This is a genomic window from Clostridium sp. SHJSY1 (genome assembly GCF_031626875.1).
GTDB lineage: Bacteria > Bacillota > Clostridia > Clostridiales > Clostridiaceae > Clostridium.
Genome location: NZ_JANDMF010000062.1, coordinates 1 through 26,861, shown reverse-complemented (window position 1 = coordinate 26,861; position 26,861 = coordinate 1). Strand labels below are relative to the sequence as shown.

The 26,861-nt window shown below is 28.3% G+C and carries 24 protein-coding genes; 5 read left to right on the top strand and 19 right to left on the bottom strand.

Annotation, left to right across the window (positions count from 1 at the left end):
* Positions 1-159 precede the first annotated feature (159 nt).
* Positions 160-1,023: a sporulation peptidase YabG gene (yabG, locus tag NNC19_RS20815; protein ID WP_310940625.1), complete on the bottom strand. Its 864-nt coding sequence runs from the start codon at positions 1,021-1,023 to the stop codon at positions 160-162.
* A gap of 89 nt (positions 1,024-1,112) precedes the next feature.
* Positions 1,113-2,108, bottom strand: coding sequence for a CotS family spore coat protein (locus NNC19_RS20810; protein WP_310940624.1), 996 nt, complete (start codon positions 2,106-2,108; stop codon positions 1,113-1,115).
* A 104-nt stretch (positions 2,109-2,212) separates the two neighbouring features.
* Here NNC19_RS20810 and NNC19_RS20805 point away from each other — a divergent pair, with 104 nt between their 5' ends.
* On the top strand, positions 2,213-3,331 hold the full coding sequence (locus tag NNC19_RS20805; RefSeq protein WP_310940623.1) for a glycosyltransferase family 1 protein: 1,119 nt from the start codon (positions 2,213-2,215) through the stop codon (positions 3,329-3,331).
* A 57-nt stretch (positions 3,332-3,388) separates the two neighbouring features.
* Here the strand turns inward: NNC19_RS20805 and NNC19_RS20800 are convergent, their stop codons facing one another.
* From NNC19_RS20800 to NNC19_RS20790, 3 genes are read right to left on the bottom strand one after another with little or no spacing between them, the layout of a single operon-like run.
* Complete coding sequence (locus NNC19_RS20800) at positions 3,389-4,426, bottom strand: CotS family spore coat protein (RefSeq protein ID WP_310940622.1); 1,038 nt, start codon at positions 4,424-4,426, stop codon at positions 3,389-3,391.
* 1 nt (position 4,427) lies between these two features.
* A complete protein-coding gene (locus tag NNC19_RS20795; RefSeq protein ID WP_310940621.1) occupies positions 4,428-5,189 on the bottom strand; it encodes a spore coat protein in 762 nt (253 codons plus the stop codon).
* Between the two features lie 4 nt (positions 5,190-5,193).
* Positions 5,194-6,189 (bottom strand): CotS family spore coat protein, encoded by a 996-nt coding sequence (locus NNC19_RS20790; protein ID WP_310940620.1) that lies wholly within the window; start codon positions 6,187-6,189, stop codon positions 5,194-5,196.
* 125 nt (positions 6,190-6,314) lie between these two features.
* Here NNC19_RS20790 and NNC19_RS20785 point away from each other — a divergent pair, with 125 nt between their 5' ends.
* The gene (locus tag NNC19_RS20785; RefSeq protein ID WP_310940619.1) at positions 6,315-7,436 is read left to right on the top strand and encodes a glycosyltransferase family 1 protein; all 1,122 of its coding nucleotides are present in this window, start codon (positions 6,315-6,317) and stop codon (positions 7,434-7,436) included.
* A gap of 38 nt (positions 7,437-7,474) precedes the next feature.
* Here the strand turns inward: NNC19_RS20785 and NNC19_RS20780 are convergent, their stop codons facing one another.
* From NNC19_RS20780 to tsaD, 9 genes are all read right to left on the bottom strand, one after another.
* Positions 7,475-8,617 (bottom strand): ABC transporter substrate-binding protein, encoded by a 1,143-nt coding sequence (locus NNC19_RS20780; RefSeq protein ID WP_310940618.1) that lies wholly within the window; start codon positions 8,615-8,617, stop codon positions 7,475-7,477.
* A gap of 118 nt (positions 8,618-8,735) precedes the next feature.
* Positions 8,736-9,821, bottom strand: a complete 1,086-nt coding sequence (gene eutH / locus NNC19_RS20775) for an ethanolamine utilization protein EutH (RefSeq protein ID WP_310940617.1) — start codon at positions 9,819-9,821, stop codon at positions 8,736-8,738.
* 112 nt (positions 9,822-9,933) lie between these two features.
* The gene (locus NNC19_RS20770) at positions 9,934-10,329 is read right to left on the bottom strand and encodes a carboxypeptidase-like regulatory domain-containing protein (protein WP_310940616.1); all 396 of its coding nucleotides are present in this window, start codon (positions 10,327-10,329) and stop codon (positions 9,934-9,936) included.
* A 121-nt stretch (positions 10,330-10,450) separates the two neighbouring features.
* Entirely contained in the window at positions 10,451-10,747 is a 297-nt protein-coding gene (locus NNC19_RS20765) for a PTS lactose/cellobiose transporter subunit IIA (protein WP_310940615.1), read from the bottom strand.
* Positions 10,748-10,823: 76 nt separating this feature from the next.
* Positions 10,824-11,132, bottom strand: coding sequence for a PTS sugar transporter subunit IIB (locus NNC19_RS20760; RefSeq protein WP_310940614.1), 309 nt, complete (start codon positions 11,130-11,132; stop codon positions 10,824-10,826).
* A gap of 208 nt (positions 11,133-11,340) precedes the next feature.
* Positions 11,341-14,055 (bottom strand): sigma 54-interacting transcriptional regulator, encoded by a 2,715-nt coding sequence (locus NNC19_RS20755; RefSeq protein WP_310940613.1) that lies wholly within the window; start codon positions 14,053-14,055, stop codon positions 11,341-11,343.
* 50 nt (positions 14,056-14,105) lie between these two features.
* Entirely contained in the window at positions 14,106-15,332 is a 1,227-nt protein-coding gene (locus NNC19_RS20750; RefSeq protein ID WP_310940612.1) for a trypsin-like peptidase domain-containing protein, read from the bottom strand.
* 96 nt (positions 15,333-15,428) lie between these two features.
* Positions 15,429-16,445: an alpha/beta hydrolase gene (locus tag NNC19_RS20745; RefSeq protein WP_310940611.1), complete on the bottom strand. Its 1,017-nt coding sequence runs from the start codon at positions 16,443-16,445 to the stop codon at positions 15,429-15,431.
* Positions 16,446-16,453: 8 nt separating this feature from the next.
* Positions 16,454-17,473, bottom strand: coding sequence for a tRNA (adenosine(37)-N6)-threonylcarbamoyltransferase complex transferase subunit TsaD (gene tsaD, locus NNC19_RS20740; RefSeq protein ID WP_310940610.1), 1,020 nt, complete (start codon positions 17,471-17,473; stop codon positions 16,454-16,456).
* 346 nt (positions 17,474-17,819) lie between these two features.
* Between tsaD and NNC19_RS20735 the strand changes: the two genes are divergently transcribed.
* Positions 17,820-18,446, top strand: a complete 627-nt coding sequence (locus tag NNC19_RS20735; protein ID WP_310940609.1) for a RusA family crossover junction endodeoxyribonuclease — start codon at positions 17,820-17,822, stop codon at positions 18,444-18,446.
* 11 nt (positions 18,447-18,457) lie between these two features.
* Entirely contained in the window at positions 18,458-19,021 is a 564-nt protein-coding gene (locus tag NNC19_RS20730) for a GDSL-type esterase/lipase family protein (RefSeq protein ID WP_310940608.1), read from the top strand.
* On the opposite strand, the gene NNC19_RS20725 is transcribed toward NNC19_RS20730, so the two are convergent.
* Entirely contained in the window at positions 19,014-19,970 is a 957-nt protein-coding gene (locus tag NNC19_RS20725) for an NAD(P)/FAD-dependent oxidoreductase (RefSeq protein ID WP_310940607.1), read from the bottom strand. The two genes, NNC19_RS20730 and NNC19_RS20725, sit on opposite strands and share 8 nt — an antisense overlap.
* A 134-nt stretch (positions 19,971-20,104) precedes the next feature.
* Positions 20,105-20,677, bottom strand: a complete 573-nt coding sequence (gene yedF, locus NNC19_RS20720) for a sulfurtransferase-like selenium metabolism protein YedF (RefSeq protein WP_310940606.1) — start codon at positions 20,675-20,677, stop codon at positions 20,105-20,107.
* Between the two features lie 194 nt (positions 20,678-20,871).
* Here yedF and NNC19_RS20715 point away from each other — a divergent pair, with 194 nt between their 5' ends.
* Positions 20,872-22,734, top strand: coding sequence for an LTA synthase family protein (locus tag NNC19_RS20715; protein ID WP_310940605.1), 1,863 nt, complete (start codon positions 20,872-20,874; stop codon positions 22,732-22,734).
* Positions 22,735-22,788: 54 nt separating this feature from the next.
* Here NNC19_RS20715 and NNC19_RS20710 read toward each other — a convergent pair whose 3' ends face one another.
* The 3 genes from NNC19_RS20710 to NNC19_RS20700 all read right to left on the bottom strand — a co-directional run bounded on the left by NNC19_RS20710 (position 22,789) and on the right by NNC19_RS20700 (position 26,650).
* The gene (locus NNC19_RS20710) at positions 22,789-24,132 is read right to left on the bottom strand and encodes a TldD/PmbA family protein (protein ID WP_310940604.1); all 1,344 of its coding nucleotides are present in this window, start codon (positions 24,130-24,132) and stop codon (positions 22,789-22,791) included.
* Between the two features lie 12 nt (positions 24,133-24,144).
* A complete protein-coding gene (locus tag NNC19_RS20705; protein WP_310940603.1) occupies positions 24,145-25,527 on the bottom strand; it encodes a TldD/PmbA family protein in 1,383 nt (460 codons plus the stop codon).
* A gap of 127 nt (positions 25,528-25,654) precedes the next feature.
* On the bottom strand, positions 25,655-26,650 hold the full coding sequence (locus tag NNC19_RS20700; protein WP_310940602.1) for a polysaccharide deacetylase family protein: 996 nt from the start codon (positions 26,648-26,650) through the stop codon (positions 25,655-25,657).
* Positions 26,651-26,861: the final 211 nt, after the last annotated feature.

Sequence of the window (26,861 nt, the reverse complement as noted above, 5' to 3'; positions counted from 1 at the left end):
TTAATTCTCAAAACTGACTTTACTCTTGCAGTTACAATAGCTTACGCTAAAACGGAAGTTAGTTTTTCATTTAACCATGAAAACTAAAATAGGATGCTCAAATAATTATTTGAGCATCCTATTTTGGAATTTTTTTATTATCTGTATATGAAATCATTTTTATAGGTATGAAGATCTTGGATAACCTTCTCTGTATTTTCCTCTTGTTTGAAGTCCTCCAATTCCTTTAATTCCTGTTATTGTATTTTCTATAACTTCAGTAATAGAAATCACTTGATCTATTCTCGTATAAGCTATTTTCTCACAAATAAAAACTGGATCTAAACAATGTATAAGAACACGACTAGGACTTGAAGCAAAATTTGCACCAGCATCTAACATGCATTCATAACAACTTTGACATGCTCCAGCAAAAATAACTAATTCATCATAACTCGCATTATAATTCCTTAAAGCTTTAACTGATTCCATATAATATCTTGAATTTCTATAGAATTGTAAATCTAAAAAGTTATTAGAATCTTTTGTAATACCATCATGGCCTGTTAAAACTACTATATCAGGTTTAATCTCTTTTACAAGATCTACTATTACGTTTGGCTGTTCCCTTTCAGGTATGGCTTTACCAATAGCATCTAATGAAAGTTGTTTGTACACTTTCATACAGGTTTCCATATATTCGCTATCACCATCTACATGAAGTATTTTTCCAGGTCGTCCAAACATCATGTCCTTGTTAGGTACAGTTTTCTGTGGCTTACTTACCCTTGTAAGAACATCTCCCCTTAATGTTATAGCATTATTAATAGCTTTTTTAACTCTGCTATTTAAAATTTTTTCCTTCTCTCCAATATAATCATCATTAACTTCTTCTAAATCATCTTCTAGTGAGTCAGCAATTATCCTTATACTAATTCCCTTTAATATATAAATTGTTTTATCACTTTCTTCCTTTATATCTATTATTTTAAAGGTAATATCTCTATCATAGGATTTTCTAACCACTACATCTCCAACTTCCATAAATACCCCACAAAATATAAGTATTTTTACTTATTAATATGATTTAGAATAAAAAGGTGTTCCTAAATACATTAAGGAACACCTCTAAATTACAAATTATATTCTTCTTTAAATTCAGCAAGTAGCTTCAAGAATTTCTCTTGTTCGTTAATTATTCCTTGTAGCTTAGAAGCAAAGGTACCTTGTCCCCAATTTACTTCATTATAATAATATCTATTTGCAAGCCTCCAATATCTTTGTGGAAATTGAAGATAAGCATATAGCACTTTCATTTCATCTTCTCCTAAATGAGAAACTGAATTATATGATTCTAATATAGCTTTTGCAAAATTAATATCCCAATCCACTCTTTTAAGTACCTTTATCATAAAATTGGATATGTCAAAAGTTCTAACTTCTCTCTTGCAATAGTCAAAATCTATTATATGAATATTACCCTCATTTAAAATTATATTATGATAAGTATAATCATGATGACAAAATCCCTTTTCTTTTTCTGCAACTGCACAATGTTCATAATATGCTGAATTTTCTAAGGTCTCAAGCCCTTTTCTTCCTATATCCTTATAAAATTCCATTGATTTTAGATACAAAATATCAAAATCGCTCTTCACACTCTTTTTCCTTATCATATCCCTCATCTTGTCCAAGGACTTAATCCTTTTTGCCATCAAATGTGGCCATCTTCCTAAATCACTTTTCAATTTTGAATTATCTGGTGGATCGTAGCCTTTGGATGCTTCATGCATTGTTGCTAAAGTTTTTGCTGCAAGCTTTACCTCTTCTATGTTGTGAAAGTCACATTCTTTACCTTCTAACCATTCAGAAAGAGTATACAAATCTTCATTTACTAATGCATATGGTTCACCCTCTATATTTAAAAAATATCTATCAACCTTATCGAAGCCATTTTTAATTAAATGCTCTTTTGCACCATAAACAAATAACAGCTTCTGAGGTCCATAGTTAATTTTCTTTAGGCAGCGTTCACCCTTATTTGTCCTAAGGTAATAAACTCCTTTATTAGCCTTAAGGACCTCAATTTTAATGTCAAATTGCCTCTCAATTTCAAATTCCCTCATCATAGTCCTCACCTCCTTTATATTTATATGTGTTCTTTATTTCTTTTATTAACAAAAGTTAAGGTAATTTAATATAATAAACAGAGAGTACTAGGAAAGGATGCATCATGAAAATTGGCATAGATGGCAGAGCTGCTAAATGGTACAGAGGAACTGGTATAGGAACTTATACACATGAGCTTATTTTAAGCCTTAATAAAGTTGATTGTGACAATGACTATCTTATTTTTCTCCCAGAAGGTTCTTCAATAAATAACTTAAATGAAAATTTCAAAATAGAGCCAGTTAAATCTAATTTAAATGATAATTTTTGGGATGAAGTACGAGTCCCAAACCTTCTTGATAATCACAATATGGAACTTTATCATGTTCCTCAAAATGGTGTTGGACTTTCACAAAATATAAATTGCTTTAAGGCTATTACACTACATGATATAATTCCTTTAAAAATGCCTGAAACTGTTAGTGATAAGTACCTAAAAATTTTTAATGATGAATTACCAAAACTACTATCTAGTTGTGAAGGTATTATAACTGTATCTGAATTTTCGAAACAGGATATTGCTCATGAATTCAATTTTCCTAAGGAGAGAATATATGTAACACATCTTGCTGCTGAAAATATATACAAACCTATGAGTAAATGCAAATGTAAACAAATAATAAAGGAAAAATACTCTATACAAGAAGATTTTATTCTTTATGTTGGTGGACTTAGTCCTAGAAAAAATATAATCGGATTAATTGAAGCTTTCTCTTTAATTCCGAAAAAAAATAGAAGAAATGCTAAATTAGTTATTACTGGAAAAAAAGGTCTCTCTTATCCCAAATATAAGAAAAGAGCTGAGGACCTTAATATTGATAATGATGTTATATTTACTGACTTTATCCCATTAGATGATTTACCTATATTCTATAATGGTGCTGAAGTTTTGGTTTACCCTTCTTTCTATGAGGGTTTTGGACTCCCCCCTCTTGAAGCTATGGCTTGTGGAACTCCTGTAATAGCCTCAAATGTAACCTCTTTACCAGAAGTTTGCTATGATTCAGCATTATTAATAAATCCTTATAGCGTTAATGACTTAAGTTATGCTATTGAAAAAGTTTTAAATGATAGCTTATTGATGTTAACTATGGTAAAAAAAGGATTAATGAGAAGTATAAATTTCTCCTGGGAAAAAGCTGCACTAAAAACAGTGAATGCCTACAAATCAATGTTAAACTAAAAATAATAACTTCTTAACTCTTTTAATAATAAATGAGTTAAGAAGTTATATATTTTTCTAATTGAACTTTTCTTTAAAAACTTCTTTATATTTTTTCAAAAATCCTCTTCTAAATTCTTCATTTATGAGTTTCATTTTAAGCCTGTTAACAAATACCTCTTCATCCCACCCTTTTTGTTTATGATAGTAATCTTTAGCAATAGAATATATATCTCTAGGAAATAACAATAAAATATAGATGTATTTATATTCTTCTTTATCTATCTGATATACACTATCATAGGCCTTTATAACATCTATAGCTTTCTCAAAATCAAAAGCAGCTTCCTTAATTCCTTTAAGAATTAAATCTGCTACATCCATTATTCTTAAGTCTATAGAGCAGTAATCAAAATCAATTAAATACATTTCATCATTAGCATATAAGAAATTATGCTCTGCTAAATCATTATGGCATACAACTACATTTTTCATATTTTCTCTATACAACCTGTACCCACTATATTTAATTAATTCTATTGCTTTTTTCATCTCATCAATACATTCATCTATTTGTCCATAAAATAAATTATCAAATTCATTTCTATATTTATAGCTCTCTATTAAATCTTTTATTTTTAATATATCTTCTAAACTTTCAATATATTTATTAATCAGACTTTTTTCTATATTTTCATTTAAATCAAAATCTTTTAGTATTTTTTTTGATGCTATATGCATACTTCCAAGAGTTTTTGCGCATAAATTTAGCTCTATAGGATTTGTAAATGTAGCTTCCCTTCCTGGAATTAAATCCATAACAATATAATAGCTTCCCTTCCAAAGCTTATACTTCTTTCCATCTTTGAAACTATTAAAAGAAATTATATTAGGGAAATTTTTATGAATACCTTCTATACATTTATCAATAAATTCTAATCTTTCTATCCCATAATTAACTTTTTTTAATATTTTGTTTCCTTCCTCTGTTTTTAATATAAAAACTTTTCTTAAAGGGGTTATGTCTATAACCTTAATTCCTAATTCTCTAAAAAAACTTGAACTAAGTTCATAAGTAGATAAATATTTTTTTTCTGGATATCTAAGTTTATTCAAGTTAATTTCCCCCTTTCATTTTTTTAATCTCATATCTTGATGTAAATTTTATATTTTCTAAATACTTATCAGGCATAATCCTCCTTTTGCCTTGACTATATCTATACCATTGCCTCAAAGTATCATAAGGTATCTGCAATAATATTTTTATATAATCTTTGCTGTATTTTTTCAAATTTGCACCTTTTATAAATTCATCAATATAGTAATCTTCCTTAAATTGAATTTTTCTTCTTCTAACCCTTCTTAAATATTCATAAATATCTTCTTCTTTTAAGTTATAACTTATATTTTTTAAACTTCCTATTTCTATTGTTTCACCTTCTCTTAAATTGTCTTCTCCAACTCTGCCTAAACAAATCTCATTTTCTTTCATACTTCTTCTTATAATATTCAAATAATCAATTTCATTTATAAGGTTAATAGTTTCTTCTCCTCGTTTTAATATACTCTCACCATTTTCTAATATAAATTTATCCATAACATTTAAGTTATCTTTTTTCTCTCTTATTCTTAAATCTCTTCTTAATTTCTTAATTTCCACTTTAATACTCTCTATTTTTTTTCCTACTGTACTATTAATCCTTGTTGTACCATTTCCATAATAATTACTCAATATAATATCTACTTTATTAATTAACAAAACTTGGCTTAATATTTTTATATCATCTGTAGATTTTTCTTCTTTAAAATATTCTCCTATCACAGAGATATTTTTTTCAATTAAGTATTCATTTAGAGTTAAATTATTTATGATAATCACTCCTTTAAGAGAAAAAATCTTCAACAAATGCTTCTCTTTCCTCTCTATCTTCAATATATTTTGTGAGCCTACTTAAAAACATTTCCTCTTCCCATGGTTGTTGTTCCCAATACTTTTGAAGTCCAATTTGCCAAAAAGTTTGTGGAAAACTAATAAAATATTTCATTAAAGTTAATTCCTCATCTGTAATTTGCTTAATTTTTGAGTAGTTATTAATTATATTTTCTACTTTCTTAATATCCCATTTTCCATTTTTCATAGCTCTTATTATTAATGAAGATAAATCATGTAAATGAGTGTCCATAATACAATAATCAAAATCAATTATATATATGTCACCCTTTTGTGTAAGAAGTATATTGTGATTTGCATAATCATGATGACAAAAACCTCTTTTTAGCATCTCCCTAGCCATGATTTCCATATAGTCAGAGTTTATTAAGTTTCTTATACATTTATCTGCTCTTTCAACCTCCTCATCTATACAGCTTTTATATAGCAAGTCAAAATTAGATTTATATGCTTTTTGATTTATTCTATTTTGAAAATCAAGTATTTCATTTTTTCTTGTATTAAATACATCAATCCAAGAAAACCATCCTATTCTTGGTTTCATATCCTTGTTTAATGTAAATCCTTCACTACACTCATGTAATTCCGCTAGTTTTTCTGAAACCTTACCAAGTTCTATGGGATTATCAAAATTACTTTCACGAGCTGGTATCCATTCTGTTAAATAAGCATAATATCCTAAAAATTCAATATAATATTCATCATCTCTTGTTTTTAATATTTCTGGAATCTTGTTAAAACCTCTTTTTTGTAAGTGTAAAATTGCAGATAATATAAAATAAAAATGAGAGAACTGATATTTTATAATTTTTATACAATATCTTCCCTCTTCAGCATCTATTTTATAAGTGTTTTTTACTTGCTCTATGGATTTAATATTTAAATCATATTTTTCCTTTATTAGATTTTTAATTAATTTTTCTCCCAATTATATCACCTCAAAATTAGTTCCTTTTATTATATGTTTAAAATCTTTCATATGTGATTTTTTTATTCACCAATTCTTTTACTCTATAGTATTTTATTATATATATAATTTTTTTGAGGTGCTTTATGAAACTCCTAATAGACTCAAGAAGTATCAATCTTCATTCTGGTTCTGGCATAGGAACTTATACTAAGAACTTAGTATCAAATTTATTAGATATAGATAAAAATGATAACTTTAATCTAATTTGGACAGGTAATGAATTAGATGAATATAATAGAAGCAATGTTGACATCACACATATATCTGGTCGTTATGGAGGATTTTATGAAGCCTATTATATTCCCAATCTAATAAAGAATAAAGAAATAGAATTATATCATATTCCTCAAAATGGTATTGGATTTCCTTTTGATTATAATCTTAATGTTGTTGTTACTATACACGATTTGATTCCATTCATTATGCCTGAAACAGTAGGTATAGGATATTTAAATAGATTTTTAAAAGATATGCCTAAAATAATTGAATATACTAAAGGAATAATTACTGTATCTGAATTTTCAAAAAGAGATATCCTAAGGTTTTTCCCAAGTTTTCCTGAAGAAAAAATTTTTGTAACTCCATTAGCTACTAATACACAATATAAACCACTTTCTAAAAATCATTGTAAAAAATATTTGAAAGAAAACTATCAAATTGAAGGTCCTTATATATTATATGTTGGTGGGTTTAGTAAACGAAAAAATGTAAAAGCGCTAATTACATCTTTTGCTTCTATTCATAAAGACCTAAAAAAGCCTCACAAATTATTAATCGCTGGGTCTTTAAGAGATGAAGGAGAATTATTAAAAACTTTAGTTAATTCTTTAGGTTTACAAGACACAATTATTTTTACTGGGTATTTGCCTGATGAAGTTCTCCCTATATTTTATAGTGGTTCTGAAGCCTTTGTGTACCCATCACTTTATGAAGGATTTGGATTACCTCCACTAGAAGCTATGAGTTGTAGAACCCCTGTAATAACATCTAATTTAACATCTATTCCTGAAGTAACATCTGATTCTGCTCTATTAATTGATCCTTTAAATTCTGATGAACTAGAATATAGTTTATTAAAACTTTTAAATGATGAATCATTAAAAGAAGAATTTAGAGAAAAAGGGTATAAAAAAAGTCTTCAATTTTCTTGGACAAAAACAGCCCAAAAAACCATTGAAGCTTATAACTCTTTAGTTAATATTTAAAGAGGAAGCATTTCTTACTTCCTCTTCATTTTGCAAAATTAATTGTAGTAATTTCTAATCTTGAAGTATAAATCATAATCATCTACAATTGGTGCTTTTTGAGCAATATTATCCATTACTACAATGGGACTTTTACCTGCAAAGTTCTTAATTTCACTCTCTATTGATTTATTCTTATATGCTGATAAAAAGCTAAAGAAAAAGTCTCCATTTAAAACATAATTACTTTTACTCTTTGTATCTGTTGATAAGTACTCTATAAACTTTTTTGTTAACTTACTATTTTTTTCATCTTGATTTAAAACGACTAAATTGTCTCCTTCTCCCACATAAAACCTATTACTTCCTTTAGATTTTGATGGTACATTATTTGCAGTCCATGTACATTTTTCATTTATTGCCTTTAATTCTCTCATTCCATTTACTGATGATATTCTAGCAAGAAATTGTCCATCTATATTTTTATTCAATATATTATTATTTGTTAAATCCAATATTTTTTTATCTACATTGCTTTTTATTTCATCTTCATTATCTGTTGATTCCATCTCTTGCATAATTAATAATGAAACTAAATCGTAATAATCCTGCCCAACTGCATTTAAAACTTTTACACTTCCTCCACTTCTTGTATATATATCTTTCCCCATATTAATAAAGTCTTCCCAGGTTACTATATTTTCATAGTTATATCCATAAGTTTCAAGCATATCTTCTCTTAAATATAATACTAATGGCCTTGATGTAAATGGCACCCCTAAAATTTGTCCATCTGTTTTTATTTCTGCTATTCTTCCCTTAGTATAGTTTTTTACGTAATTATCTATAATACTACTCTCTTGGGTTTCAGCCATAATATTATTATACTTTTTCTTTATATCTCTAATACATTTACTATTTAATTGTGCAATATTAGGAAGTGTTCCACTTTCAATTGCTGATTCAAAGCTTTCATTAAGTTTATCTGAATAAACTTGGACAACTTCAATTTTAGCTTTGCTATTTAACTCCATAAATCCTTGAGCAGTTTTATTTAGATAATCATATGTACTACTATCTGCCCAAATGGTTATTTCTCCTTTTACTACATCATTATTCTTATCTTCAAATAAATTAACTATTATAAGAGAAAAAATACATATAATCAATATAGATATAACATATCTTATTTTATTTTTCAAAAAGAATCACCTCAATTGCATCATTTATATTTAACTTATATGTAATTCAATATTTTACTACAACTATGATATATTATATCATATGTAATCTATTAGATTGTTTTCTATTTAAGAAAAATCACTCCATATTAATTCTTTCTTCTTTTCTTAATATGAATACTGCAAGCAATACAGCTAATATTCCTGATATCAGCTTAGTAAATATGTAAATATTGATTATACTAGGTTCCACACTGACAACATACCCCAATTGTCCTCCAAATACATATGCTCCTGCCACGGAGAAAGCACTACATATCACTTTTCCTTTATAATCTAACTTATCAAAACTTGAAAATACTATTATTGCTGAAGCTAATGCTCCCATAAGAATAGTTGTATCCTGCCCACTAATATTAATTTTTTTACCTATCCACTCCAATTGAATCTTAAATGATCTTTGTAAAAATTCAAGCATTACATATGCTCCCCCTAAAAACAAAGCAATTTTCCCTACAATTAAAATTGTATCCTTTAATGGCATTATATCTTTTAATAATTCAACAGAAGAGATTGAATAAATTCCTTGTATTATTAATCCACAAATGCTTATAAATAAAATTACCTTACCAAGAATTCCAAATAATTTAATACATATATCAGGTTTGTACATTATTCCTAAAGACAGTAGTATTGAAAGAATAATCACAGGAGTTAGATTTAATAACATTACCCATATATTAATTTTAAGCAATAATCCTCCAATTAATAATCCAATAGGCATAGTAATTATTCCACATACTATTCCTTTAGATAATGCTCCTATAAATTCTTTTTTTATAACGCCCAATGCAAATGGAATTGTAAAACTAAGAGTACAACCTAATATAGATGCCATTAGAATTCCTGAAAATTTTATAAATCCATCTGATTCCGAAAGATTTATTGCCATATTATAAGCCCCCATGTCTACTGCAATAAAACTTGAAGTAAATATAGATGGATCTAATCCTACACTTTTTGAAAATGGTACTAGTATCTTTTCTAAACCTTTAATTAACAATGGTGTTATAGATAGTATTCCTATCATAGATAAAGCTAACGATCCCATGGTTTTTATTCCATCTTCAAAATACTTTCCAAGATTAAATCTATTTTCAAGAAAATAATCTACAGCTCCTAAAACAAAGAAAAATGTAACTATATATAATAAAATATTCCCCATATTAAATACACACCTTACTATTATATTTTTGTAACTATAATAGTATATAATATTAATAAAAGAATAAAAAGCCCTTTTGCAAGGGCTTTTTTCAAATTTTACACTTGATATTTTAGCAACCACATTCATTAGACTCGTTATATTTTTCTTTACCTGGCTTATGATTAACTCCTATACATTTTCCATCATAACAATCAACATCTAATGGTAGATATTTAATTTTTATAGTATCTTTATAAACCTTAATCATATATTTAACATTTGGACATAAAGGTCCTAATAAAAATTGACCATATTGATCTGTAAATGTGTGAGTTAAAGGAACTGGCAACTTGCAGCCTTCTACAACCTGAAGTAACTTAACAACAGCATCAGCTACTGGATTCCCACAAGAATCTAAAACTGTACCATGAATAACTGCTCTTTTCTCTACTGGTAATTTAATAATAGCTTCAATCTGTTGATTTTCTTTTGGACATACTGAACAAACAGCAACTTTCCCGCTCATAACTTTACCTCCATTGTTCTTTATACTTTAAAATATGCATGTCCAAAATAATTTGTGCTAATATTTATAAATTTTTAACTATAAAAAGAAGCTGTCTAATATTAGAACAGCCTCTTATCTTTTATAGTTTTCCGTATATTTCAATTATCTCTTTAGCTAAATCCTTAAGAGTCATAGATGTCATAAAATGGTCTTGAGCATGTACCATCAATAAAGACATTTCTATTTTTTCTCCTCCAGCTTCAGCTTGTATTAAACTTGTCTGAGCATTATGTGCTTCCCCTAGCTCCACATCTGCCTTTTCTATTAACCCTTTAGCCTCTTCTAAATTCCCCTCTTTAGCAGCTGCTATAGCTTCCATTGAATAGCTTCTAGCTTCTCCACTATGAATAATTAATGTCATTATTTTTTCTTCCATTACAATTCTCCCTTTCAATTGCTTAGTGCATTTTTTGCTTTTCCCATACAAAAATCCCCATTTATAATATAACTAATTATTTTTTAGCCATGTCTAAAGCTTTAGCTAAAACCTTTACTCCATTCATTGTTCCATAATCAACTGTTGGTATTACATCTACAGGAATACCCATTGGTTCATATTTTTCCTTCATCTTTTTTAATAAGAATCTAACTTGTGGTCCTAGTAATAGCACATCCATTTCACTTTCATGATTCTTAACATCAGCCTCACTCATAGCTTGAATTAAGGTTTCAACCCCTTGTGCTTTTGCAGCTGCCTGCATCTTAGTAACTAATAAACTTGTTGACATACCTGCTGAACAACATAATATAATCTTTGTCATAATGTTTCCTCCTTGAAAATGCTTATTAAAAAAATAATTTACTTCTTACACTATTAATATAAGCAAAAATCATGCCAACTTTCAAAATTTAAATGTTTACACTAAACTTAACTTTAAAGTCTTTATTTTCCACAACTTTATATGATAAAATTTAAAATAAAACTGTGTATTTATATTTACACAGTTTCATTACACACTTTTATAGTTTTTACACACTTACACTATTCTCAAGAACCATTCTCACAATAAATGCCAACTCATTATCTCCTATATTAATATCATAAACTAATTCTAAATTTCTCAAACTTTGCTTAACCATTATAAATTCCTTATTATGCTCTTCTCTATACTCATTTAGTTTGTGGAAGTCAGTTCCCTTTCCTCCATCAATAATCTTTTCTATTAGAAAACAAAAATGAATAATAATTCCTACTTTAACTTCATGAGAAATCTTTACTTCAATTCTTTCCTCAATTTGAAGTATAGCTTGTCTGATTAACCTTATTAATTCAATACCATCAATACCTCCTACTTGATCATCTATTGATTTAGAAATTCTAATAAAGTCCTCTTCTTCAAGTATCCATTGATCTAACCTTTCTACTCCTTCTCCTGTCAATATATCTGGCGCTGGTATAAATGGGATATTATCTATATCTATATTTACTGTACCAACTATTGATAATATATTGTATTCCCTATTTATAATTTCAACTTTTTCAACAAATTCTCTTTTATCTAATATATTCATAGAAATAACCTTTACTTTATTTCTATTAGCAAGTCTTTTAAGTAAAATTTGTTTTATTTTTTCTGCTGAACCTTCTCCAGTAAAGCAAGCAGTTATTATTACATTTCCTTTAAATTCCTTAGATATATTTTTACTCAAATCTTTAATTCCATTTGCTTCTATGCAGGAATTATAAATATCATTTAAATCTCTTCCATTAATTGCTTTTCTTCCTGCTTCTATAGCAAGTAATGTACTTACCATATCTATAGTCTTTACATTTATGCCTGTTTCTTCTTTTATCATATCTCCAAAGTTAGTTAAAGACCCCATGTCTACTAATAACAAGACCCCTTTTTCAGTGTTGAGTTCTTTAACTTTACTTTTAACTAATTCATACATATCTTCTGCTCTCATACTTAAAGGCATATCTAAAGGTATTACATAATTTTCTCCAATTAGAGTATTAGCTACATCAACCATACTTGTAGCTGTACTATATCCATGCATAACCACAATTACAGAAACTTTACCTATATGTTTTTCATCACCTTCATACTCTCTTGTAGCTATAAACATTGCCAAATATCCTATTTCATCTAGAGGAACTTGTATGCCAAATTTCTTATCTATTATTCTAGCTGCTTCCATTGCAACTAAAAATTCTTCTGAATGCTGAATTCTAATATAGTTTAATTTGGGATGATAAATTTTATTTCCTTGCTTGATTCTATCTAAACTTCCTTGTAAATGCAGAGCTAACCCAAAATATACATTTTCATCATATTTTCTATTTAACTTCCTTGAAGACATATTTAAAATTTCTTCCACTATGTTAACAATTGATACATCTACTATTTTTGTTATTTCATCTTTTCTATACTCTCCAGGTAAGTCTCTTATATATTTTCTAAAATATTTATCAATATCAATATTTAAAATTTCATTGATTTCTTTCTCTTCTAATCCTTTTTTCTTTAATTCACATAATTTATTTTCTATAATGTCATAAAAATATTCACCTATAACATGTTCTTCTTCCTTTGCCATATTGAATTCATTCTCATATTCCTCATATGAAAATTTCAATACATCTCCCATATTATCAAGCAACTTATTTACTTCTGTTCTGTGATCTTGTAAATTCATTAATCCTTTTTTAACTCTTTGATGCAAATCAGATTGTTCTATTAATATAATTTTTTTTCCATTAGTTTTGTAATTTAAAAATGCCTTTGCACAAGCTAATTGGATATCACTTTTTAATTGCCCAATATTATTAGGACAATCATAAAGTAAAAAAGATATTAAAGCATTCTTATTAAAATAAATACTTCTTTCAAGTCTCGCTGATTCTTCTTTAATAAATTGTTCTAATAAATAGTATCGCTCTTCTATTGTTCTTTCTTTCAATGATGGTAAAGTAATAGTCATAGGAATCCTTCTAGTAAAAGTTCTTAACATGAAAGATTGTGGTTCTTCAGTTGTTGCTGCTATAATTTGTGCCTCAGTTTTAACTAAGTTTTCCGTATCTCCTAATGGTCTAAAAGAGCCTTGATCTATATAGGTAAATAACATTTCTTGAGCCTGTGGTGAAAGTCTATGTACTTCATCTAAAAAAATAACTCCACCATCTGCTTTCTTTAAAAGCCCTTCTTTATCCTTCTCAGCTCCTGTATAAGCTCCTTTTTTCACTCCAAAAATTTGAGCTGTTACTAATTGAGGATTATCTGCATAATCAGCACAATTGAATCTAACAAATGGAGATGTATCTTTAATTACCCCTGATTCTATAGCAAATTTATACATAACTTCAGCAAACATTGATTTACCTACACCAGTCTCTCCTAATATTAAAGTATGTAATCCATGTGGTGGATATAGCATTGCTGCTTTTGCTTGTTGTATTGAAATTTGTAAACTTAAATTAGCTCCAACTATTTTATCAAAATTATCTTCCCCAAACTCTCTTTTATTATTTTCTTCCTTTTTCATTGCATGAGAAATAGAGTAGATAACAGGTCTTCCATCTGTTTTATCTACTCTACCTTCTTTATATAAAATATTTAAATATCTAGAAATATTTGCTCTATCCAAATTCATATGCTTACTTAAATCATTAGCTGATACTCCAGTTTTTTGTTCTCTTTGAAGCTTTTCTAATTCTATAAGTACATCTTCAAGTTTGCTCATATTAACCTCCTAATATTGGAATAGTTAATATTATTATACTATAATTTTCCTTACTTTTCTTGAAGTTCTATATCCAAACTCATTTCTTTTTTATTTCTTACTATCTTCATAGTAACTTTATCTCCAGCATTTTTCTGTGATTTTAATTTATTTAATTCATCTACTGTTTTTACTTTAGTACCATCAAACTCAGTTATAACGTCATCCTGTCTAAGTCCTGCTTTAGATGCTGGTGAAAAATCCGCAACTGTTTTTACATATATACCCACTGGATATCCAGATTGTTTTGACATATCTTCAGTTACATTTGTTACTGTTATTCCTAAACTTAATATTGGTTTAGATAAAGATTCTAATCTACTTTTAGCTTCATTTATAGGAATTGAAAATCCCATTCCTTCAATAGTAGCTTCTGATCCAGTTGCTGAAGAACTCATCTTCATAGAATTAATTCCTATTACTTGACCTTTTGTATTAACTAATGGTCCACCACTATTACCAGAATTAATAGCTGCATCTGTTTGAATTACTTTTGCTGTATTTCCAGATTCAGAAGATTGTACTTCTCTATTAACTGCACTTATTATTCCTTTTGTCATAGTTTGAGCAAAGTTTTTTGATAGAGGAGTTCCTATTGCTATTACATCTTCTCCTGGATATAAAGCATCTGAATCACCAAGTTCTGCAACTCCAGGTACTTTAGTTCCATCTGCAAGCTTTATCATAGCTAAATCTTGTTGTTCATCGGTATTTATAACTTTAGCTGCTACTTCATTTCCATCACTTAAAAGTACTTTTACCTCACTACTATTTGCTACAACATGGTTATTAGTTAGTATATATCCATCTTCATTTATAATAAATCCTGATCCTAAACCTTCAACTTCTTGTGAAAAACCGCCATATCCACTTTGTTGTATCCCTTTTGTAGAAATTGTTACAACTGCTGGTTTAACTTTTTCAAAAGCTTGTGATACAGTTAATGAACCATCTGTTGCACTTGTAAATTCTGGTGCTGCATAAGATGTTGATTGTACCAAATTCGTATTATTTTTACTCATTATTTTATAAGTTGCTAGTCCTCCCACTAAACCACTTGTACCTGAAAGTACTACAGCCCCTATGACTATTGCAACTATTTTTAAATTCTTTTTCTTTCTTTTTCTCTTTTGTTCAAAGTTTTCACCCGCAAAATTATAATTATTATACATACCGTTCATATTATTATCCTGTTGGTTATTATTCATGTTGTTTTGATTATCATTTCCGTTAAACATATATTTACCTCCTAAACATATTTCATTTCTATACTTAAGAGTATATTCCCCATTTGTGACAAGTATATGTCATAATAAGCCAAAGTTTATAAACTTTTATTTAGCATTTGCCTTTTTCTCTATTTTTCTAGCTTCTTTAACTACACTTGTAATTGCATTTTTTACTATATCACTATCTGTTAATGAAATAACTGAACTATTTGATTCTGTCTTATAAATAGTTGTATTATCAGTTGTTCCTAATTTTGATAATGGGTCATTATCCTCATTTGATATTATATATAAGGGTTTGCCACTTACAAGCCCTTCTACTTGTGAATTTTCACTATAAGTATATAAATTATTTAGTTCATCTCTTATAGCTCCTCTATATGCTTTTTGATTTTTATGAATTTTAAATTCTTTATTTGCTATCTCAGGTAATTTTTCTTCAAAGCCATCTACTTCTGTAGTTAAATTAAATTGATCTAAAATTCTAGTCAATCCAACATTAGTCCCTGTAGCTTCTAATTTACTTCTATAGTATTTCCACTTAATAGATTTTTTAAATTCATCACCTTTAATTATTTCCTCTGAAAATGGTTTTACAAGAACCAATCCTTTTACAGACTCTGGATAAAGTTTTATAAAGTTTGTAGCAACTAAACTTCCATATTCCTCACCTACAAAAATTATATTTCCTGAAACTCCAGCTTTTCTAAGAAGTATTTTTAAATTCTCTGCTTGTTTACTTGGAGTTTCTCCTTCTAAATTCTCATTAAACCCATACCCTCTTCTATTATAGACAAAAGTCTTAACTCCAAGTTCACTTTGAATCTTATCACATACTGTATCCCACTCATATAAATTAGCACCTATAGCCCCATCAAAAACTATTGTATAATCCCCACTTCCACCTGTTTTATATTCCATTTTCTTATTTTCAATTTTAGTATAATTAAGTCTTTCACTTATCCTTTCATTTCCTATAAAATCACCAACTGTTTGAAATAAAAAGCCAAACAGAAATATTCCTAAAATAATTATGCATGTTGTTTTTATTGGAGATTTCTCACCAATTCTACTGCTCATATCTACTTTTTTTAGTCCGTTGGATTCTGGTATAAGATTCATTTTCCCTCCTACTTTTCACCTAGTTTTAAATTAGGTTTTGCATTTAAATCAAAGGTGAACTCTTTATTATGAATTAATTCAAAATATGCTGCTGAGCCTATCATTGCAGCATTATCTGTACAAAGTATTGGTTCTGGGAATAAAATATTTATTCCTTTTTCATTGCCTTCTCTAATTAATGCTTCTCTTAAAGCAGTATTAGAAGCAACACCTCCAGCTATAGCAATCTTATTTAAATTTCTTTTCTTACAAGTCAAAAATACATTATCTCTTAAAACTTCTACTACAGCTCTTTGAAATGATGCTGCAACATCTGCTCTATTTATTTCTATATCTTGCATTCTGCACTTATTTAAGTAATTTAATACAGAAGATTTAAGTCCACTAAAAGAAAAATCTAATGTATCCTCATGAAAATTTGCTCTTGGAAAGTCTAACGCCATTGGATTTCCTTCTTTTGCAAGTTTATCTATCTTAGGTCCTCCTGGATATCCAAGCCCTATTGCTCTTGCTACTTTATCATAAGCTTCCCCAGCAGCATCATCCCTTGTTTGCCCTATTACCTCAAATTTTCCATAATCTTTTACATGCACTATAAAAGTATGACCACCTGAAACTACCAAAGATACAAATGGTGGTTCTAAGTCCTTATGTTGAATATAATTTGCACATATATGACCTTCAATATGATTTACACCTATTAAAGGTTTTTTTGCAGCAAAAGCTAATCCTTTTGCATATTGTAATCCTACTAGCAATGCTCCAACCAATCCTGGACCATAAGTTACTCCTATAGCATCAATTTCATCTAATGTGACATTAGCTTCTATTAATGCTTCTTTAACAACTGCATCTACTGCTTCAATATGCATTCTTGAAGCTACTTCTGGGACTACTCCCCCATATTTCTTATGTGTATCTATTTGTGATGCTATTATATTTGATAAAACCTCTCTACCATTCTTTACTACAGCAGCTGAAGTTTCATCACAACTTGATTCTATTGATAAAATTAATTTTTCATTCATTTTTTATACCCTCATTTTTCTATTTTAAAACCAATAAGTATTATACTTTATATATGTTTCTATATCAATGGATTAGGGACATGAAAATAAATACCGAGTCCAAATTTGCCATGAATATTTTTCATCAGTCAAGGAAGCAGATTGGTCTAATAGCGGGCTATTAGGGCAATCTGCTGACACAGGATGATGGAAAATAGTCTGGCAGATTGACTTGTTATTTTTTTGATTGTCCCTTACCTTGTACATAATTAAATTATAGAGTATATTTTATATAAGATTCTTAATTTATTATAAAGAATATATTAAATCTATTGTAAATGATAAAACTTGAAGGAGATAATTAACCATGTCATCATATGCTAAAGTCATTGTAAAAGGGTCACCAATAACTAAATCAAACTTTAAACTTCATAATGATAAAAAAAGAGCTATACTACCATATAATTCAGGTAGTTACCACGATAGATATGCACTTTATGAACAAGAAATAGCATATGTCGCTAGATCTCAAAACCCTGATGTTGTATTAGAAGAAAGCCTAATTGCAATACTTAAGGTTTATTATAAAAGCGAAAAACGTCATCCTGATACTATTAATATAACAAAAAGTATTTTTGATGGTATTGAAAAAAGTGGACTTATCGTTAATGATGCCCAAATAAGAAATATAACTGTTGAAGAATTTTATGATAAAGAAAATCCAAGATTTGAATTAGAGTTATTTGGAGAAAGTGAATACTCTTTTTCTTATTCTGTAGTCAAAAATAATCTACTTAAAGAAAAAAGAGTTTATACTCCTATAAAGAGAAATTTAACTTTACATAAAACTAAAAATAAATCTGAATCAACTAATAACATATCTAATAAAAATATTTGCAGCATTTGTGAAAAAATAATAACTGATAACAACTTTATTAAAGCTGATAAAGGAAAAACTTTGATTTGTAATAATTGTTTTAAGAAACTATATTAGGGGGCGATATTTTGAATAAAAAAATTGTTTTACTTGGGGACAGTTTAACATTTGGTTATGGAGTTACTAAAAAAGATTCTTGGGCTTATAACCTCTCCAAACATTTGTCACTTGAAATAATAAATAAAGGTATTAATGGAGACACTACAGCTTCAATGCTTGATAGATTTTATGAAGATGTTTCCTCTTTAAATCCTGACTATGTTTTTGTTATGGGTGGATCTAATGATTTATTATGTGGAAGAACGCCATCTTCTATAGTTGCTAACATAGAAGAAATTATTAAAGATTATTCATCTAAAAATATAATCGTTGGAATACCTCCTTGCATTATAAAAGAGATGGCTGAAAGGTTATTTATGCCATCTTCACTTTACACATATTTAGAAAGTTCCTTACCTTTATTAAGAAAGAAAATAATAAATCTTTGTAATACATACTCAATAAAATATATTGATTTCTATTCATTAACTTTAAATAATATAGAAAAAAACATATTTGTTGACGGAATTCATCTTAATTCCCTAGGAAATAATCTTATGCTAACTGAAATTTTAAATGTACTGACTATATAATTTTACTTATTATATAGTCAGCTGCTTTTTTTCCTGCCTCAATTCCATTTATTCCTTTTCCTTTTAACGCATGTACTCCATATATCAAATTACCACATGCAAATATTCCTTCTATAGATGTTTTAAACTCATTAACCTTTGGCCCCTTTGTATTAGCATCAACTTCTAACTTTAAGTTCTTTATACTATCTTTTTCTGGGAAGTATCCTACTGAAAGTATAAGACAATCACATGGAATACTTTTTGTATTACCTGTTCCAATTTCCTTTATTTTTACTTCCTCTATCCTCTCTTCTCCTAGTGCTTCTATCACTTTATAATTTTCTATAATTGGTATATTGAATCCATCCAAAAATTCCATTAAATCATCATCAAAATCAAAATCTTCGTTTTTATCTATTAAAAGGCTTTGGATTTTTGCCCCTTCTATTACAAACCTTCTTGCTACTATTATTCCCCACTTGCTATTAGCTACTATGACTGGGTACTTTCCAGGCATATATCCTTCTTGAGTTATTGTCCTATGTGCATTGCCAACTGTATAAATTCCAGTTAAACTATTTGTTGGTATAGCAATATTTCCTGTATACTTTTCTCTACAACCAGAGGCTAAAACAATAGCTTTTCCTTGAACTTCAATAACTCCATCAGGTGATACATATCTTACTATCATATTATCCTCTACTTCTAACACATTTGCTTGTAATTTTATAGTAACAGAATACTCTTTAATTTTCTCTTCTATAACATCAATATACTCTGGTCCTGTGACTGTATTTTTTAAAAGGGGGGCCCCAAATCCACTATGGATACATTGATTTAGACTTCCCCCAAGGACTGATTCTCTTTCAAGTATAAGTACTTTATCTATTCCTCTTTCTGAAGCAGCTAATGCTGCTGTCATTCCAGCAATCCCTCCACCAACAACAATCAAATTATATTGTTCCATTAGATTTTCTCCCTTATAATATTCTAAATAAATATATGTTATAAATTGAATTTTGCTTATCTCTAATTTATTTTTAAGAAATTCAACTATTATTTTACTTTGTTCACTATATATTGTGAATCAAAATATATGTATTATAATCTAATAAAATTTTCAGCTTTATTCATGATATCAACAATTTTAGTCATATCAACTCTTTTACCTATTAATAATTTATCATCTAATTTATAATCTTTTAAGCATGTTTCTGAACAATATATTTTTACCCCTTTTTCTTCTAATAATCTTATTCCTTCTATAACTTTAGATCCTTCACTTACCAATTTTACTCCAGAATTTACAAATATTAAAGAATTAGGTAATTGATCTTCTTCACTAATAACATCAATATACTTCATCATTAAAGTATCTCCTACCTTATCATTACCATCTCCAAACTTATCAGATGATATTAGTATTGAAGTTTCCTTATTTTCTTCTAATATTTCTAAACATCCTCTTTTTTCTATAATTACTTCATATACACTGCCCTTTTCCATAGACTCTACATGATACCCATGATTCATAGCATATCTTGTAACATTTCCATTTGCTATTTCATTATCCAATAACACAATAGCTTCACCTTCACCAATAGAGTCAAAATATTTCTTTACTTTAGTTACTGGAGTAGGACACTGAAGCCCTGTGCAATCGATCTTCTTCATAATCTCACCTCGTACTACATTTTTCTTATGAAAACTAATCTTTATACAATTATATCATTTTTACAATTATATTAAACATTTCTTATGCTATTTTTGCTAATTTGTTTGATTCTGTTTATCAACTATAATATAATGTTTTATAGTTGATTAATAGTTATTTTTAACGTATTAATTTTAAAAAAGAGAGGTGTTTCATGTCTAACTTAATTTATAAGATAAAAGATAATTTTAAAAGTAAATCAAATAATTTATATACAAACATTGGATTATTTCTTATTCCACTGATTGGTATAATTTTAAAGGGTATAATGCTTCAAAGTTTTATTCAAAATCATAATCCATATGAATTTGATTTTTCTCTTGGTTTTTCACAAACCCAATATTTTTTATTATACTATCTATCATATGCACTAATTTTTCTGAGTTTTTCTTTCTTGTTTAAAAGAAGAGGACGAGTTATATATATTTTTATTATAGATATTTTAATAACATTAATTACATTATTAGATGCTATGTATTTTAGAGGATTTTTAACCGTTCCTTCTGTACTAATATTAACACAAACTGCTAACTTAGATAACTTAGAAGGTACAATTTTCTCTATGTTGAGTAGTTATGATATTTTATTATTCTTAGATATAATTATACTTGGAGTATATGTTTATTTCACTAGAAAAAGCTACAAAAAGACAAATAGATCTATAAAAGCTTTCTTATTAACATTAATACTCCCAATATTATATATCGGATATGTTCCTTTTAATTTGAATGTTTTACATAATAAAAATGTAGCTAATGCTTATTTATATGATGATTATGATCCAACCAATACTTCAAAATATTTTTCAGGAATTGGTTATCATTTAAAAGATCTTTATACAGTATACAAAGATTCAAAGCCATATACCCTTACTAATGAAGAAAAGTCTGAAATTGATGAATATTACAATTGGAAAAAAGAATCTCTACCTGATAACGAATATGCTGGAATTTCTAAAGGAAAAAACTTAATTGTAATACAAGTTGAATCACTTGAAAGTTTCTTAATTGGTAAAGAGGTAAATGGTAAAAAAATCACTCCAAATTTAGATAACTTGATAAGTAAAGGACTTTACTTCCCACACATATATGAGCAAGTTAACGAAGGTACGAGCTCTGATTGTGACTTAATGATAAATACTTCTGTACTTCCATTAAGAAGAGGATGTACTTTCTTTAGATATCCAAATACAGATTTTAATTCTATGCCAAAAATTCTTGAAGCACAAGGATATGATCCAATATCGATTCATCCAGATAAAGGTTCTTTTTGGAATTATGCAAACGCATTAAAAGGTGGTATCGGATTTAAAAACTTTGTTGACTCCTTCTCATTTGATTTAAGTGAACAAATTGGAATGGGGATCAGTGATAAAAGTTATTTTGAGCAAGTAGTACCAAAGCTTAAAGATTTGAAGTCACCATTTTATGCTCATACTATTACATTAACAAGTCATGGTCCATTTGACTTACCAGCTGAATTGAGACAGTTTAATCTTGATGGTGAACTTAATGGTAGTGAATTAGGTGGATATTTTGAAAGTATACATTATACTGATGCTCAGATTGGTCACTTTATTGAATTATTGGACAAGGGTGGACTTCTAGACAATACAACTATTGTAATTACAGGAGACCATACAGGTGTTCATAAATACTATGACCATAGTATTAACAGTTTATCTAAAAAAGAAGATTGGTATGTAAATAATGGAGAACCAACAGTACCACTTATAATCTATGATAAAAATTCTAAAGTACCTAGTAAAACATTTGATACTATAGGTGGAGAAATTGATACAATGCCAACCATTCTTTATATGCTAGGTGTTGATAAAAGTAAATATGAAAATACAGTCCTTGGAAGAAATCTATTAAACACAAATAAGAATTATGCTATACTTACAAATGGTACTGTTAAAGGTACTGATCTTACAGCTGAAGATGAGAAACAAATAAAAAATTCTTTAGATTTATCTGACAAGATGATACGAGCTGATTATTTTAAAAATAAATAAACAAAAGCTTTCCATAAGAATTACTCTTACGGAAAGCTTTTTAATTACATATTGTTATTTTCCTGCTATTGAAAGTTCTTTTACAATAACTGAAGGTGATCCTACACTACTCATTGGAAACTTTAAATCACTTCCGATTTTTTCTATAGAGTTTAATAATTCAAAATAATTTCCTGCCACTGTTATTTGTTCAACAGGATAAGATTTCTTTCCACCTTCTATATAAAATCCTTTTGCTGCTAGCGAAAACTCTCCAGTGACTGAGTTTGCCCCTGAATGAAGTCCAGCAAATTCTGTTACCATTAAACCTTCTCCAATCTCTTTCATAAGCTCTTCAAGAGTATCCTCACCCTTTTCAATATAAAAGTTTGTTGGTGCAATCCCAACAGTAGATGCATAAGAAGCTTTGAATCCATTACCTGTGGTCTTAATTCCTGCTTTATTAGCTGTTTTTAGATTATGAAGTAATGTAATTAATTTTCCTTTAGATACAACTTCCTTCTTGAAAGTAGCTACCCCTTCATCATCAAATGGTGTTGATGCTAATCCATTATCTAAAAGTGGATTATCTACTATAGTAACTATATCTGAAGCAATCATTTCTCCTTCTTTTCCCTTTAATAAAGAAAGTCCTTTTTGAGCTGCATCTCCATCGAAAATTCCAGCAAAAGTTCCAAGTAGAGATACCATAGCTTCATTAAAAATAATTGTCTTATATTTTCCTGATTGAATTGATTTTCCATTAACTCTAGATAATGCTTCATCTACTCCTTGTTTTGCTATTTTCTTAGCATCAACTTCATTTATTGAATTTGCTGTTACATATCCTGTACCATCATATTTCTCACCATTTACTTCAATTATAGGTACTACATATGCAGTAAGTAAATTAGTTTTGTTTGTTAATTCTAATCCTTTAGTGTTATATATACCATAACTAGAATTTCCATACCCTAAACTACAACCACCTACATTAACAACTTTATCAGATGATTTTTTTGTTTCTTTTTCCATCTCTAAAGCAATTTTTATTAGCTTTTCTGCATCTATATTATCTAAATCTTTTGAATAGGTGTTTATATTACTATATTCTTTATCTCCATCATAAATAAATTGAATATCTTCACTCTCTATAGAATTAGCTCCATCCTTAGCATTTTTTACTAACATATCAATAGCTTCACCATCTAATATTTCTGTATATGAATATCCCATCTTCCCATTCATTTTTCCTCTAAACGAAAGTCCAAAAGTATTATTCAAATTATACTTTTCTACTTCTTCTTCATACACAGATATGCTTAAACTTTCTCTATTAATATAGTATACTTCACATTCTTCAAAGCCTTCTTTCTTTGCTTTGTCAAATAATAAACTTTTAAATTCTTTAAATTCCATAACTTCAACCTCCTATCTTCCACCAACAGTCATTTCTTTAACTCTAATTATAGGTTGACCAACATTTACTGGAATACTTCCCGAAACTGATCCACACATACCTTGAGCTTGAAGTAAATTGTTTCCAACCATATCTATGTTCATTAGAACTTCACTACCTTTACCTATTAAACTCGCTCCTCTAACAGGTTCTTGAATCTCTCCATTTTTAACTATATATCCTTCTGAAACAGCAAAATTAAATTCTCCTGTAACTGGATTTACTGATCCTCCACCAAGCTTTTTAGCATATAATCCATCTGATATTGATTTGATTATTTCTTCTGGGGTGTCATCTCCATTAGCAATATAAGTATTAGTCATTCTAGATGTTGGAGCAAATTTATAGCTTTGTCTACGAGAATTTCCAGTCGGATTCATTCCCATTCTTCTTCCATTAAGTCTATCAACCATATATGATTTTAATATTCCATTTTCTATTAGAACATTTTTCTTAGAAGGATTTCCTTCATCATCTATATTTATTGATCCCCATTCATTTGGAATTGTTCCATCATCTATAGCTGTAACTTTTGTAGATGCTATCTGTTCTCCTAATTTATTAGAAAATACTGAATTCCCTTTAGCTACTGATGTTGCTTCCAACGAATGTCCACAAGCTTCATGGAATATAACTCCACCAAAACCATTATCAATGGCAACCATCATCTTACCTGCTGGACAATTCTTTGCATTAAGCATTGTATATGCAGTTCTTGCTGCTTCTCTACCATAATACTCTGGATCTATTTGCTCAAATAATTCAAACCCCTTGTGAGCTCCTGGTCCTTCAAATCCTGTTTGATTCTCATTTCCTTTTGATGCTATAGCACTTATAGCAAGTCTAGTTCTAATTCTTCTATCTTCAGCATAAATTCCTTCAGTATTTGCTACAAGAATTTTTTGATCTTTATCTAAATATGAAACACTAACTTGTGAAATATCTGAGCTAAATTCTTTTGCACTTCTATATGCACTCTTCATTACATCTATCTTTTTATCATACCCAATAGCATTTGGATATTTTTTTATTGTATGAATATTATTAAAGTTTAAAGTATTATTTAATATAATAGTTTTTTCTTCTTTTAATTCTCCTAATGCTAAAGCTGCTTTATGAGCTGTATCTAATAATCCATTTGTAGAACTATCATTAGTATAAGCATAAACACTTTTTAATCCTTTAAATATTCTTATTCCAACTCCATAAGTTCTCCCACCTAATGCATTCTCAACTTTATTATCTATAATACCTATTGAATTACTGATAGAATCCTCCTCAAAAATTTCTGCAAAATCTCCACCTGTTACTAGGCATTTAGACAATATTATTGATGCTATTTCTCTCGATATCATTGTTTTCCTCCTATCTACTAATTTACATATATTAATATTATACCATTTATTTGATAACTTAACTCTAAATATTGAACTAATAAAAAAAGCTATCTTTTCTCATAAAGATAACTTTTCTAACTTTTTATTATTTAATTGTTTTAAATTCAAAACCTCTCTCTTTAAACATATCTATTATTGATTGCAATGATTTGACAGTTTCCTCTTTTCCATAGGTATCATGCATTAGGAAAACAACACTATCTGCATCTTTTCCCAATAAGTCTAAATTCTTTTTGCTTATCTCTATCAATTCATTTGCTGTTTTATTTGGCTTTCCTTGACCATCTTCTGATAAAGCATTCCAATTTATACTTCCATAACCTTTTTCCTCTATAACAGGCTTTATTGCTGTTCTTCCTTCCCAGTTCCAATATCCAGCTGGAAATCTTATGACTCTTGTATTAAAATCTTTTCCTAATATATTCTTTAATGTTTTGTTACATTTATCCACATCTGAAATGAAGTGATCAACACTTATAACATTACTAGGGTATAAATACTTATAATCATGACAGTACGTATGATTTCCTATAGCATGTCCTTCTTTTACAGTTCTCTTTAATATCTCCTTTGATTTCTCATTAAGTTCTGCATTTTTTCCCATTATCATAAATGTAGCTTTTATTCCATTCTTTTTTAATATATCTAATACTTTTGGTGTATTGGTTGTAGCTGGTCCATCATCAAAAGTTAAATATGCTACTTTCTTACCATCTGTACGTACTGGATACTTTATTTCATTTTTTATTAACTTATCTGTAGTATGAAATAATTCAACTGCATCTTCTGCATCTGGATCTTTTTCCAACGGAAGATATCCACTATTATCTAAGTTTGAATCCTCAACTACTTTGGAAGTATCTTCTGATTCTGGTTTATTTGATACCACAGAATCATCAACTATCTCTGCTTTAGTATAAATTTTTTCTTTATCACTTTCAAACTTCATCTTTGCTAAAAATGCACATCCAATAATAGTAATTATAATTGCTATACTTACAATCATTCTCTTTTTAGTAGCTCTTTTATATCTTTCTCGTCTTTGCTGTATAACTCTTTTTTTTATTTTATTCCCCCACATTGTTGAATACCCTTCCTCATTATATATAATTTTCCAAAAATAATTATACATCTTTTTCTTTAAATACTCTATATAATAAATCTTAATTAAACCTTACAAAATATATTGAAAAAGTTATCTCTTTTAATAAGATAACTTCAGACCGTTGACAAAAGAGATATTTTCATTCCTGAAAATATCTCTTTTGTCTTTACTTTATAAAAACATATAA

What these genes read in the sequence shown, in the direction of transcription:
- yabG (WP_310940625.1), bottom strand. Translation starts at nt 1,023, where the DNA reads ATGGAAGTTGGAGATGTAGTGGTTAGAAAATCCTATGATAGAGATATT.
- NNC19_RS20810 (WP_310940624.1), bottom strand. Translation starts at nt 2,108, where the DNA reads ATGATGAGGGAATTTGAAATTGAGAGGCAATTTGACATTAAAATTGAG.
- NNC19_RS20805 (WP_310940623.1), top strand. Translation starts at nt 2,213, where the DNA reads ATGAAAATTGGCATAGATGGCAGAGCTGCTAAATGGTACAGAGGAACT.
- NNC19_RS20785 (WP_310940619.1), top strand. Translation starts at nt 6,315, where the DNA reads ATGAAACTCCTAATAGACTCAAGAAGTATCAATCTTCATTCTGGTTCT.
- eutH (WP_310940617.1), bottom strand. Translation starts at nt 9,821, where the DNA reads ATGGGGAATATTTTATTATATATAGTTACATTTTTCTTTGTTTTAGGA.
- NNC19_RS20770 (WP_310940616.1), bottom strand. Translation starts at nt 10,329, where the DNA reads ATGAGCGGGAAAGTTGCTGTTTGTTCAGTATGTCCAAAAGAAAATCAA.
- NNC19_RS20765 (WP_310940615.1), bottom strand. Translation starts at nt 10,747, where the DNA reads ATGGAAGAAAAAATAATGACATTAATTATTCATAGTGGAGAAGCTAGA.
- NNC19_RS20760 (WP_310940614.1), bottom strand. Translation starts at nt 11,132, where the DNA reads ATGACAAAGATTATATTATGTTGTTCAGCAGGTATGTCAACAAGTTTA.
- NNC19_RS20755 (WP_310940613.1), bottom strand. Translation starts at nt 14,055, where the DNA reads ATGAGCAAACTTGAAGATGTACTTATAGAATTAGAAAAGCTTCAAAGA.
- NNC19_RS20750 (WP_310940612.1), bottom strand. Translation starts at nt 15,332, where the DNA reads ATGTTTAACGGAAATGATAATCAAAACAACATGAATAATAACCAACAG.
- NNC19_RS20745 (WP_310940611.1), bottom strand. Translation starts at nt 16,445, where the DNA reads ATGAATCTTATACCAGAATCCAACGGACTAAAAAAAGTAGATATGAGC.
- tsaD (WP_310940610.1), bottom strand. Translation starts at nt 17,473, where the DNA reads ATGAATGAAAAATTAATTTTATCAATAGAATCAAGTTGTGATGAAACT.
- NNC19_RS20735 (WP_310940609.1), top strand. Translation starts at nt 17,820, where the DNA reads ATGTCATCATATGCTAAAGTCATTGTAAAAGGGTCACCAATAACTAAA.
- NNC19_RS20725 (WP_310940607.1), bottom strand. Translation starts at nt 19,970, where the DNA reads ATGGAACAATATAATTTGATTGTTGTTGGTGGAGGGATTGCTGGAATG.
- yedF (WP_310940606.1), bottom strand. Translation starts at nt 20,677, where the DNA reads ATGAAGAAGATCGATTGCACAGGGCTTCAGTGTCCTACTCCAGTAACT.
- NNC19_RS20715 (WP_310940605.1), top strand. Translation starts at nt 20,872, where the DNA reads ATGTCTAACTTAATTTATAAGATAAAAGATAATTTTAAAAGTAAATCA.
- NNC19_RS20710 (WP_310940604.1), bottom strand. Translation starts at nt 24,132, where the DNA reads ATGGAATTTAAAGAATTTAAAAGTTTATTATTTGACAAAGCAAAGAAA.
- NNC19_RS20705 (WP_310940603.1), bottom strand. Translation starts at nt 25,527, where the DNA reads ATGATATCGAGAGAAATAGCATCAATAATATTGTCTAAATGCCTAGTA.
- NNC19_RS20700 (WP_310940602.1), bottom strand. Translation starts at nt 26,650, where the DNA reads ATGTGGGGGAATAAAATAAAAAAAAGAGTTATACAGCAAAGACGAGAA.